This window comes from Pseudomonas sp. LBUM1658, assembly GCF_059716055.1.
Genome location: NZ_CP166798.1, coordinates 4815836 through 4827888 on the forward strand (window position 1 = coordinate 4815836; position 12053 = coordinate 4827888).

Genomic DNA, 12053 nt, shown 5'->3' on the forward strand with positions numbered 1-12053 from the left:
CGGTTTTGCCCGGCTTACCCACGGGATTCACAGGCTGCAGCCTGCTTTAGATGAGGGACAAAGTTGCAGGGCCGATGCCGCGAATCCAGTTGCTCGGCGAGGATCCCATCCCACCCGGTGCGAACCGCATTGGTCGAACCGGGCAGGCAGCACACCAGGGTGCCGTTGGCCAATCCGGCCAAGGCCCGGGACTGCACAGTCGAGGTGCCGATGTCCGCGACCGAAATCTGCCGGAACAACTCACCGAAACCATCGACCTGTTTATCGAGCAGGCAGCTGACGGCTTCCGGGGTGCTGTCGCGCCCGGTAAACCCGGTGCCGCCGGTAATCAGCACCACCTGTACCTGGTCCTCGGCGATCCAGGTCGCGACTTGCGCACGGATTTTGTAGAGATCATCTTTAAGCAGGACCCGCGCCGTCAGGTTATGCCCGGCGGCGCTCAGGCGGTCGACGAACAGCTGGCCGGAGGTATCGGTTTCCAGGGTGCGGGTATCGCTGACAGTCAACACCGCGATGTTCAACGGTGCGAAAGGTACATCAGCCTTGGCTTTCATAGGCTCGATCCAGTTGTAGGAGAAACAGCCCGGTGTTATATCACAGCGCCCCATTTCGCTGCCTCTGTGGAGACGCGCCATGAACTCGAACAATCAGCTGCCGCCATGCTCTATTCTGCTCCTGGCGGGTGGGCGCGGCCAACGCATGGGCGGCCAGGACAAAGGCCTGCTGGAATGGCAGGGTCAGCCGTTGATTGCGCATCTGCAGCGCAAGACCCGTGGCTTGAGTGACGATCTGATCATCTCCTGCAACCGCAACCAGGAGAAATACGCGCCATTTGCCGACCAACTGGTCCAGGACGACATCGATGATTTCCCGGGCCCGCTGGCCGGCATTCGCGCCGGGCTGGCGGTGGCGCGTCACGCCTTTCTGTTGGTACTGCCCTGCGATGTGCCGCAAATCGATGCCGGCCTGCTCGATTCCATGCGCGAAACCGCCAGTCAACATCCGGAAAAACCGCTGATGCTGCGCCACGGGGAGCACTGGGAACCGCTGTTATGCGTCATCCCCACGGCGCTCGCTGGCGCGTTCGAAAGCGCCTGGGAGGACGGTGAACGCAGCCCCGGCAGACTCATGCGCAGACTGGGGGCCGTGGCCCTGCAATGTCCCGAAAATGATCAGCGACTGGCCAACCTGAACACCCCTGAACTCCTGCGTCAGTACAGCGGCGTGTCAGAATGACACTAGCCACGGAACTTGCTCGTGTTGTATACGTCTCAAGGTCTAGTAGTTAAAAGTATTATTTTTGGAGAATAAAATGACTCAACGGACCCTCGCTGCTCTGATGCTTGCAATGGGCCTCGCCACCCTCGCCGGTTGTGCGTCGCCTACGGTGATCACCCTGAATGACGGCCGCGAAATCCAGGCTGTCGACACGCCTAAATTCGATGAAGAATCAGGCTTTTATGAGTTCGAACAACTGGACGGCAAAGAAACACGAGTCAACAAAGATCAGGTGCGTACCGTTAAAGATCTGTAAGCCCAACGGCTGCAGGTAGAATCGAGTAGGAGGCGGGGTTGCCCCTGCCGCCCTATTTCAAGCGGCTGGCGACCACATCGAACTGCAGCACACCGACGGCGCCGAGGATTATTCTATGTCCTGTTGAGTATGCTGTGTACGGCGCTCACGGCTCTATCGAGTACTGCTTCCTCACTAAGATCGGTAGTATCAATCTTCACCCAGCTTGCCAAACCACACTGTTCGTAGCTAGATCGAACCCGCTTCTGATACTTAATAAAGCTTTTAAGACGGTCGTCATCACCACCATCGTATGCTCCGCTCTCGCTAAGGAAGGTCTGAAGTACCCACCGATTTTTGATGCCCTCTCTGTGAGAGGTTCAAAAAACGCTGATTCGGTCGAAAATCGGACCTTTCCACTCTTTAATTCATGATTTTTCCTCTAATCGCGCTGTTTCAGGGCGATTAGCCCGCATTACAGGCGCACCTCTCCTGCATTCAACAATCGTTTTCGCACCATCCACAGGTTCGACAAGGCGAACAACGTCGTCTGCTGAGCGATGTTTTTCGCCAGACCACGAAAGCGCACTTTCGTATAGCCAAACTGGCGCTTGATCACTCGAAACGGATGCTCAACCTTGGCTCTGACTTGCGCTTTCGCATACTCAATCCCGCGTAGCACGCTACCGATCACCGTGTCTTTGCCATGCTCTTTGTACGAACTGGGCCGGGCAGAAATCGACCAAATCATCTTGCGATCCTGATGTTCTGGGCGTTTCTGCACCCCGGTGTAACCGGCATCGCCACAGACGTGAACTTCTTCTCCGTGAAGCAATTGATCCACTTGTGTCACGTCCGCCACGTTGGCGGGAGTACCGACAACGCTATGAACCAAGCCCGAATCCGCATCAACGCCAATGTGGGATTTCATTCCAAAATAGTACTGATTTCCTTTCTTGGTCTGATGCATCTCGGGGTCGCGTTTCTTGTCTTTATTCTTGGTTGAGCTGGGTGCATGAATGATCGTCGCATCCACGATCGTTCCGTGACGCAACATCAATCCACGGTCACCCAGATAACCGTTGATAACCTGCAAAATCCCACCCGCCAGCTCATGTTTCTCCAGCAAGCGGCGGAAGTTGAGAATCGTGGTTTCGTCAGGAATTCGATCCAGATGCAGCCCTGCAAACTGGCGCAGGATCGTCGTTTCATACAGCGATTCTTCCATCGCCGGATCGCTGTAGCCGAACCAGTTCTGCATCAGATGAACCCGCAACATGGCCAGCAACGGATACGCCGGACGACCACCTTCACCCTTCGGATAATGCGGTTCGATCAAGGCAATCAAACCCTTCCAGGGCACGACTTGATCCATCTCGATCAGGAAGCGCTCGCGGCGGGTCTGCTTACGTTTACCGGCATACTCGGCATCGGCGAAGGACATCTGTTTCATCGGGGCTCAACCGTTCGATTCGTGTGAGATGGGTATTTCACCAGAGATGGAAGTCTTTTTCAGAGTTTCCCTAAGACGAAAAGACCCTTTTCTCTCCGCTGCAAGAACTGGATCGACATCAAGGAAAATGACGGCATCAGGTTTTCTAATAGCTGAGAATATTGATATAGCTTCGCCAGCCAAACTGGAATCTTTAAGTAAAAAGCGTGCTAAATACTTATAGTACCAGCCATCAGCGATACAGCTAATTCCAGACTCCATCAGAGGCCTGACAGCAGCGTAATCTGTGGCTTGAAACCAGGCTGCTATAAGGTTCAACCAATGTCTATCGCCTAATTGTTCTAGAGGTGCGTCATCTGGATAATCCCAAAGAATCTCACGCATACGGGCCATATGAAATTCCGAATAACCTGATGGTACTGGCGGGCGATTCTTATCTATAAACTTCAATTCAGTATGGGTCTCGGAGACCCTGTCATATGTTGCCCGCGCAACTGTAGATTTTCCGGCACCGTCAGTGCCTTCAAAGACGATTAAAAAAGGTTGTCCAGTTAAGCTGCTCATACAAACCCTCCCAAGTATGCTTCGGTATCTAAAGAGTTCCTACCGCTTCCCTCAATTAATGGATGAAACCCTTCTTTACGATATATCTCCGACATTTTTTTCCCAAGCGTCATTAGGAAATCTATTGAGGGTCGCTGCCTGCTAGAGTATTGGGAACCGGCATCTGGGTGAAATACTGCAACGGCAGGCACCACCCCCATGCTCCCAAAATACTCGACACCTTCAATAATTGACTCAAGAGGTTCCATGCCGGCGACAAATCCTGCATATACATTGCCACGACCTAAAACTTCCACTGCGGCCTCGAAAGCGGCAAAGAATCGTTCGCGAGTATAATCTTGGGCTTTCCCTGGGCAAACTTCGGAAAACAATTTCGGATTGAACACCTCCAAGCTCATTGACATATTGTTACCAATTTCTTTGAAGCGATCAAAGAGACGAAAATCCTTAGGCGGCATAGAAATCAAATGATAGTCCAAACTGCTACTTGAATTTATATTTTTCACCCGCTCAAGTAGATCCATATGTATTGAATACCCTTTATCATAGTTCGGGATCGTACCGCCGTTCAACAAGACCCTTTCATATCGACGCCCCTCTTCCTTAATAGCCATACTTACTGCTTCGCCAGCCGCATCGCCCTTTATTCGCATCTTATGATCAGACAAACTTTCTCTAGCCGCCCCCAAAGAGCAGAATTTACATTCACGGCCATCATTAAAATAATAGCAGTGTCCTGGAGAAAAAATGCCGAGGGTAGAATTACCGTATACGGTTATATGCTGTTCAAATAGCTCACCATTGCTCAAATACTTTCCATAAGATCTAGGCCGCCTAGGAAATGTAACCCTCACAGTTTTATTTCCACATTTGAGCACTGGAGTTCCTTGCTCTAAATCTATGCAACAATTTGAGTTTGGATTGTAATTTGCTGCTACTATAATCTGTCTATCAAGAATTATCTCTTGTGGCGTACGAACACTCGAATTAAGGACAATACTGTCGCCTGTTCCGTAAGCCCGTCTTTTTTCGATATTATCAGTTTGAACTTTATAATACTCTAGAAAATCGCTAGTAAAGCTAACCCCCTTGCATAGCAATTCAAGTTTCAAACCTACAGTTTCGATTAACATACTTTATCTCCAAATAAATTAATCCAACACTACAAGCCGTATCAGCTCCTTGGAGGACAATGCAATCAACGTTCCACGGTCTGAGAGAGAAGCAGCTGATGGAGACAGGGAAAATCTAGGGTTCCCTGATCCATCAAATAGCGAGCCGCCTGCTTCTCTTAGAATCAACTCTGCTGCAGCAATGTCACAACTACGCTCATGCCCTGGTGCATCTATATCAATAAAAGCATCAAGAACCCCAGCAGCAATAAGACATATTTCCAATGATGAACATGAATAGACTCTAACCTTACTAGCCGCCCATATAAGCTTTTCTATTTTGGCCTTTTCTCTATCCATTTTGGGGCGATGAAAAGCGATACGCATATCTTCTATACAGTCGACTTTACGAGTCCGAAGTTTCTTTACAATAATTGGCGACTGAAGGTACGCACCCTCACCTAATGCGGCGGTATACACTAGATCTCTTGAAATATCATAAACCCAGCCAAATACGTACGCACCCTCATGATAAAGTGCCACGCTAGATGTATAAGCTGGAAACCCTAAGACTGCATTGTGCGTACCATCTAGAGGATCCACAAGCAGGTAAAAATCCCCATCGGCACCAAGTGTTAATGCTGAAGCTTCTTCTTCAGAAAAAATCGTGATTTGCAGGCCGATATTAGAAAGACTATCATATATTATTCTCTGACAATCTAAATCATATTGAGTTTGCGAGCCATCCCAGATTTTATTCCCTTCAATAGAGCCTGGCAAACAAGCTAAAGTGCCCGCCCAATAGCGACGCAATTCTTTTCTAGCCTCGTAAAGACATTTTTCTAATTCGGCAATTTGCCCACACCCAAATAATGGCCTCATATTATTTACCCCATAATCAATTGCTTATGCCAAAAATCCCTATCTAATCGCGGAGCGTATGCCCTGACTTCAAATAGCTTGCCAGCGTAAACTGCGTAATCAGCGCTCATAAACGCACTGAATGACTTTGGAAACAATGCTACTGTTTTAACCTCAATATCATACCCAAACCTTTTTCTAATCACGTTTGCCGCCTGCCTAAGGCTACCCCCGGTATAGGCCTTGTCTATAATCAGCCATGGATCGTTAGATGAGTTGGGTATAGGAAAAATTTCTTGAAATTCGATATCTCTATTTAGCAGGCTAGAATCGTTTTGCCGATGAATCTCTGAAAAGAAAATATTCTGGTCACCAGTTGCTGCTAAATAGCCAAGTGCAAGTGGTAAACCGGCCGACAGCAAAAATAGCTTATTTTTTGATATTTTTTCGATTTGACGCCAAACCGCGTGATCCTCGTAAATATATCTCGTATTGAGCGCGCAACTGCTATCCCAATGCTCATAAGATATGTACTTACTATAAAAAGCGCAGAACCTATTATGAAATTCCATGGTCTCGGCACTTGTATTGATAAGCAACCGACTCTTAGTTACGCCTCGAATAGTTTCTTTCGTGGTTGCGGGAAGTACATCACGGCGAAGATGCGCAAATGCCTCACTCACAAGTGAATTTTTTAGCTTGATAAGGTGCGATTTAGATGGGCCTGAAATAGCTATTTCTGGTGATAGCCCATCTCCTTCAATTCTACGCACCCCTCCACCCTTCATTCTTCTTGTGCTTGAATTCAAGTACTCCCATACTCTTACAATATCGTCACCGTACATGCCATTGTAAATGGGTTCGAGGTTGCTCAAATCACAAACCATTTCTTCTGGGTGGCGAAGGTCGAAAGAAGCTCTTTGAAGATGGCATCCATCGCGTATGGCGTTACGGTAGGCGTAATAGTCACTTGTTTGAATGCCGCTCAACGTTCGCCAACCATGATGTTCGCTAATGATAGTTATAAAGCTCGTTCGCTGACTTAACGGGCATAGAGGGGGATTAGCATAATCCATAGTTCAATCCTCACGACATAGTACGCAATATCAAAACCAACAGAAAACACTAAACTCACTCAAGCTAAAACCATTTTTAGCCTTCTTCGACCCTAGATTACCCGACATATTGTAAAGCCCATGTGACATATCCTGGTAATCGCCAAAACTATAGAACCAAATTCATCACAATTGTATTTTTCTCGGGCAACCGATTCGCCAGCAAACATAAGAGAGTATTTCTTGTAGGGTCAACCACACAAGCTTGCACTAAGTGAGCGCTGTTCATGTACTTTTAAAATACGCCCTAAACGTAAAAGCAAAAGCAGCATCAAAAAAAACGAACAAAGTACAAGAGCTATAAATATAGAGCGAACACTATAATCATAAAACGAAAGCAACCCCACAGAAAGAACCAAGCCGAGCATATTAAGCAATGAGATTGTAAGCAATGTCGGAACCCAGAAATCCCCCACACTTCTTAATGTCATTCGCGTTACAACATAAACATATTCAAAGACCAAAAAAGGTACCGAGATCAAAATATTGTTTTCAATCAATCGCCTTACCAACTCATCAGACGTATAAATCAGGGATATATCTTCCTTTAAGGAAACTCTGAAAAAGACTTCCATCTCTGGTGAAATACCCATCTCACACGAATCGAACGGTTGAGCCCCGATGAAACAGATGTCCTTCGCCGATGCCGAGTATGCCGGTAAACGTAAGCAGACCCGCCGCGAGCGCTTCCTGATCGAGATGGATCAAGTCGTGCCCTGGAAGGGTTTGATTGCCTTGATCGAACCGCATTATCCGAAGGGTGAAGGTGGTCGTCCGGCGTATCCGTTGCTGGCCATGTTGCGGGTTCATCTGATGCAGAACTGGTTCGGCTACAGCGATCCGGCGATGGAAGAATCGCTGTATGAAACGACGATCCTGCGCCAGTTTGCAGGGCTGCATCTGGATCGAATTCCTGACGAAACCACGATTCTCAACTTCCGCCGCTTGCTGGAGAAACATGAGCTGGCGGGTGGGATTTTGCAGGTTATCAACGGTTATCTGGGTGACCGTGGATTGATGTTGCGTCACGGAACGATCGTGGATGCGACGATCATTCATGCACCCAGCTCAACCAAGAATAAAGACAAGAAACGCGACCCCGAGATGCATCAGACCAAGAAAGGAAATCAGTACTATTTTGGAATGAAATCCCACATTGGCGTTGATGCGGATTCGGGCTTGGTTCATAGCGTTGTCGGTACTCCCGCCAACGTGGCGGACGTGACACAAGTGGATCAATTGCTTCACGGAGAAGAAGTTCACGTCTGTGGCGATGCCGGTTACACCGGGGTGCAGAAACGCCCAGAACATCAGGATCGCAAGATGATTTGGTCGATTTCTGCCCGGCCCAGTTCGTACAAAGAGCATGGCAAAGACACGGTGATCGGTAGCGTGCTACGCGGGATTGAGTATGCGAAAGCGCAAGTCAGAGCCAAGGTTGAGCATCCGTTTCGAGTGATCAAGCGCCAGTTTGGCTATACGAAAGTGCGCTTTCGTGGTCTGGCGAAAAACATCGCTCAGCAGACGACGTTGTTCGCCTTGTCGAACCTGTGGATGGTGCGAAAACGATTGTTGAATGCAGGAGAGGTGCGCCTGTAATGCGGGCTAATCGCCCTGAAACAGCGCGATTAGAGGAAAAATCATGAATTAAAGAGTGGAAAGGTCCGATTTTCGACCGAATCAGCGTTTTTTGAACCTCTCACAGAGAGGGCATCAAAAATCGGTGGGTACTTCAGACCTTCCTTAAGAAAAAACAAGCCAACAAAAACGGTACCAGTATAAAAAACCCAAACCTCATTCCTTGAACATACGTTCTACGCAACGAAGGGAAGTCTTTTAAACTATAATAGCGAGCAGCCACTATCCCAGTTGCATTCCCCACTCCAATTGAAACCATGTATACGACACTCAAAAAATGTAAAGATGCTTGATAGGCTGAAAGGCTCGAATCGCCTAAGCTTTTTGAAACAAAAGAGAGCGTAAAAAACAGAAAACTTTCACCACCAAAACAAAGTGCCAGTGGCAGCCCACCAAAAAAATAACTTACATACATCTTGTTCGAAATACTCCGCCGATACCGAAACCGATAAATATACAGATGAATTTTTCGATCAAACAATGTGAACGCTAGTGCAACAAAAACCCACCGCAAGGCAACATAGGCGGACACGAAATAAATAACATTTGAATTCAACTCCATCAAAACTAGCAGAGCGCCCATCAAAACAACAACAATATTGAAAAACCACGTATATAAAAGCTCATATTGCGCTTGCTTGATGGCATTAAAAAAATTGAAGATAACTATCTGCACATACATAGCGGGAATGGAAAATGAAAATATCAGCAGCACTTCAAGCCCTAGCAAACCACCGTTAGTCGCAAAAGAATTTGTCGCACTAACAACGTACAGCAATACTCCAACAACAATAATCGCTCCAAAAAAAATCGCGCACCTAAAAGATATATTTAAATCATGCTCAATATCATCAGCGTTTAAATCATTCGAACCAGCCACTTTCACCAGCAATATTGAAAAAAAACCAATACCGACAACCGTGATAAAGGAAACCAATGCCCACGCTAATGAGGCAAGGCTCAGCGAGCCAACTATAAAATGTCCAACAAAGGAGAAATAAAATAGCGATGCAACCATCTCACCCAGTCTGGAAAATATCAGCGGAACGGATATTCTGGCAACTTCCATATGTATTCACCAATGTATGGACCACCGCATTTAATCGAGAGTATCTAATTGCGGGCTGAATTGAGAGACCGCCGAGATTAATATTAATTTTAAAAAATCTTCATTTCATGCATACCATCCCCTCAATCCCACGCTTTAAGAAGACTAGTTAGAGATGGGGTGCCTTCCGCAGCAAAGTATTTTTTTCTGAAGTAGTACTCACACGTCGATATTTTATGATCTGTCTGCTTCCGACTATTAAACTCATCATTTAGTGCAGAAAGTGATTTTTGCACTGATGGGTATAATCTCGATTCTTTTAGCAATCCTTCGATTGCCAAAAACACTAGGTCCATATATTCGAGTGTGTCTTGAATGTATAAACGGCATTCATCCTCTGTGACAGCGCCCTTCCTGGCCAAAGTAAAAAATTTATTTTTAATTTCGTCGAATCCATCCACTCTAAACATATTTGAATAAACCCACTTATAGTGCTTGTTCGTTATTCCTGTTAAGTAGGTAAAACTCATTGTCGTCTTTAGCATCATATCTCTTGCAATTTCACACCCCATCCAGAGATTTCCCGACTGCCAGCAGCCTTGAACATCCTGGAATGCATAAAATACCGGGAGCTTTTCACGATGAGCCACATAAATATGCTTTTCGACCGGGATTTTTGACTTTAACCTATTAAATTCTCCCTCGTTCTCCAATGCATATCCAATTAATGATCTATGAATGGCATTATTTTCTGTATTTGATAATACTTGACTATATAAAAATCGCTGATCACAAGTAATTTCATCAAATGCCTTTTCAATCTTTGCAATAATCTCCTTCATCTCAGCAAACGTTATGTAATCAACATCAATATGAATACTGGTATCGCCGTAAAAATCTGTCGTATTATGAACCTTCTCATCCTGAGTAATAAAGTGATAATTAATATCAGTAACTAATGCATGCTCACTTGTCTTAACATCATTCGCTTTAGGCCGTTCGTCGCACAGGACAATGCAATCAATATCAGAATGAATGGTTCCAATACCCTCGATCAAAGATCCTGAAACAATCAGAATACTCGTACTTTCAAGAAAAACCCTATCTCGCAGGTAATTTTTCGGGATAGAAATTATTCCATCTAAAATGGAAATTTCATTGTCGAAAATTTTTGACTGCGAAGTTTTCACGAGAACGGTCATTGCACGAGACTCCCTGCACAGATGTCTACTTAAATAGGATAAAGCCCGAAGCGCTTTTGCAAAACCTGCGACATTGCACTTCCCAAGTGGCTTTAAAATATTGTGATGCATCCACCTCAACGCAGAGGAGGCAGCACTCACATGCTAAAATCCTAGTATCGATAGAGACAATTCGTCAATATTTTATAAAAAATCAGAAGTAACTTACAAACATTGAAATCCAAATCCTTGATCAACGAAAGAACCTTCCTGATTGTTTGTAATATTCTTCCTACAAACTATCCAGTTCTTTTTTCAACATCTGGCGTGAAAGGGTCTTGGTCTAGTTATATTGGCCTTCTTACCCGCTGCGCCGCCTAATCCGCTTCCTGTTCGTCAGGCCAGCATTTTGCCTAAGGCTTCCTTCAGATTCGCAGTCACCCGCGACATCCTTGCCTCTGGCTAACACTTCCCCTTGCCGGGTGTGGGACTGCACCTCCAAGTCACCAGCGTGGCCACCACAGCCAAGCTGGTTGCGCTTATGCGCAACGCGCCATGCCTGGCGCACGACAGATAAAACCCGCCTTATGCGGGTTTTATCGTTTTGACTCGAAAGAAAATTCCGATCAGCGCAAAAAAACTGACCCACGCGTTTCAGCAATTCACCATTGCAAGGTGATTTCGCTTTCGAATTGACGCTCCAAGCCGCTCAACGGGTCGATAAAGCGCAAGCCTTGCGCCAGCAGCTTCAGCGGGTTGGCATAGTCATCCTCGGCATCCTTGAGGACCGAGGGATAGAACGGGTCATTGCAAATACCCGCCCCCAGCGCGCTCATGTGCACCCGCAACTGATGCTTCTTGCCGGTGACGGGAGACAACGCATAGCGCCAAAACTCGCCGTTTTTCTCGCTGACTGCGACCGCCGTTTCGGTGTTGCTCGGACCGGGCCCCTCCTGCATGCGGAAGAAGGGTTCGCCGTCGACCAGTCGGCTTTTGTGAATCAGTGGAAATGACAACTCAGGCAAAGCCCGGGCAATAGCCTCGTAGCGCTTTTCGATCTTGCGTGTGGGAAACAACGACTGATAAGCCGAACGGCTTTCAGGATTGGCCGAGAACAACACCAGACCCGCCGTATGCCGGTCGATGCGATGCAAGGGCACCAGATGCGGATTGTCCAGGCGACGAATCAAACGTCGCAGCAAAGTCTGTTCGACATACTCACCCGCCGGGGTCACTGGCAGAAAATGCGGTTTATCCGCCACCACCAAATGCTCGTCGGCATAGAGAATCGACTCCAGCACCGGGATCGGCTTTTCGTCAGGCACTTCACGAAAATAGTGTATCCGCAGGCCTTCCTTGTACGGCAGGCCCAACGCAATCGCCACACCCTTGCCATCAAGCACGCGCCCACGAGCGATCCGGTCCAGCCATTGTTCACGGCTGATGGCGCTGAAGTGTTCACACAGGCAATCGAGCACCGTCGGCCATGAGCCCGCGGGCAAATACAGGGTGCTGGCTTGACTCTGTGCAGCGCAAAAAGATGACGTAGACATACAGGAGCTCTGAGC

Annotated in this window: 13 protein-coding genes; 3 read left to right on the forward strand and 10 right to left on the reverse strand. The window is 47.3% G+C overall.

What is annotated here, in order from left to right; genetic code table 11:
- Positions 1–14 precede the first annotated feature (14 nt).
- Entirely contained in the window at positions 15–554 is a 540-nt protein-coding gene (gene moaB / locus ACA064_RS22060; protein ID WP_497670019.1) for a molybdenum cofactor biosynthesis protein B, read from the reverse strand.
- Between the two features lie 79 nt (positions 555–633).
- On the opposite strand from moaB, the gene mobA reads away from it, so the two are divergent.
- Positions 634–1236 (forward strand): molybdenum cofactor guanylyltransferase MobA, encoded by a 603-nt coding sequence (gene mobA, locus ACA064_RS22065; protein WP_497670020.1) that lies wholly within the window; start codon positions 634–636, stop codon positions 1234–1236.
- 76 nt (positions 1237–1312) lie between these two features.
- Positions 1313–1534 carry a YgdI/YgdR family lipoprotein gene (locus ACA064_RS22070; RefSeq protein ID WP_497670021.1) on the forward strand — a complete coding sequence of 74 codons (222 nt, stop codon included), beginning with the start codon at positions 1313–1315 and terminating at the stop codon, positions 1532–1534.
- 454 nt (positions 1535–1988) lie between these two features.
- Here ACA064_RS22070 and ACA064_RS22075 read toward each other — a convergent pair whose 3' ends face one another.
- The 6 genes from ACA064_RS22075 to ACA064_RS22100 form a co-directional block, all read right to left on the reverse strand.
- Positions 1989–2966 carry an IS5 family transposase gene (locus tag ACA064_RS22075; protein ID WP_497669155.1) on the reverse strand — a complete coding sequence of 326 codons (978 nt, stop codon included), beginning with the start codon at positions 2964–2966 and terminating at the stop codon, positions 1989–1991.
- 6 nt (positions 2967–2972) lie between these two features.
- Positions 2973–3530, reverse strand: coding sequence for a dTMP kinase (locus ACA064_RS22080; protein ID WP_497670022.1), 558 nt, complete (start codon positions 3528–3530; stop codon positions 2973–2975).
- Positions 3527–4663, reverse strand: a complete 1137-nt coding sequence (locus tag ACA064_RS22085) for a radical SAM protein (RefSeq protein WP_497670023.1) — start codon at positions 4661–4663, stop codon at positions 3527–3529. Before ACA064_RS22085 ends, ACA064_RS22080 begins: the two co-directional genes overlap by 4 nt.
- An 18-nt stretch (positions 4664–4681) precedes the next feature.
- On the reverse strand, positions 4682–5524 hold the full coding sequence (locus tag ACA064_RS22090) for an inositol monophosphatase family protein (protein WP_497670024.1): 843 nt from the start codon (positions 5522–5524) through the stop codon (positions 4682–4684).
- A 5-nt stretch (positions 5525–5529) separates the two neighbouring features.
- A complete protein-coding gene (locus ACA064_RS22095; protein ID WP_497670025.1) occupies positions 5530–6579 on the reverse strand; it encodes a hypothetical protein in 1050 nt (349 codons plus the stop codon).
- A gap of 230 nt (positions 6580–6809) precedes the next feature.
- Positions 6810–7211: a hypothetical protein gene (locus ACA064_RS22100; protein WP_497670026.1), complete on the reverse strand. Its 402-nt coding sequence runs from the start codon at positions 7209–7211 to the stop codon at positions 6810–6812.
- A 28-nt stretch (positions 7212–7239) separates the two neighbouring features.
- Between ACA064_RS22100 and ACA064_RS22105 the strand changes: the two genes are divergently transcribed.
- Positions 7240–8217, forward strand: coding sequence for an IS5 family transposase (locus tag ACA064_RS22105; RefSeq protein WP_497669155.1), 978 nt, complete (start codon positions 7240–7242; stop codon positions 8215–8217).
- A gap of 133 nt (positions 8218–8350) precedes the next feature.
- On the opposite strand, the gene ACA064_RS22110 is transcribed toward ACA064_RS22105, so the two are convergent.
- The 3 genes from ACA064_RS22110 to ACA064_RS22120 form a co-directional block, all read right to left on the reverse strand.
- Entirely contained in the window at positions 8351–9325 is a 975-nt protein-coding gene (locus tag ACA064_RS22110; RefSeq protein WP_497670027.1) for an MATE family efflux transporter, read from the reverse strand.
- A gap of 122 nt (positions 9326–9447) precedes the next feature.
- A complete protein-coding gene (locus ACA064_RS22115; RefSeq protein ID WP_497670028.1) occupies positions 9448–10647 on the reverse strand; it encodes a hypothetical protein in 1200 nt (399 codons plus the stop codon).
- Positions 10648–11147: 500 nt separating this feature from the next.
- Positions 11148–12038, reverse strand: coding sequence for a pseudouridine synthase (locus ACA064_RS22120; protein WP_497670029.1), 891 nt, complete (start codon positions 12036–12038; stop codon positions 11148–11150).
- Positions 12039–12053 lie beyond the last annotated feature (15 nt).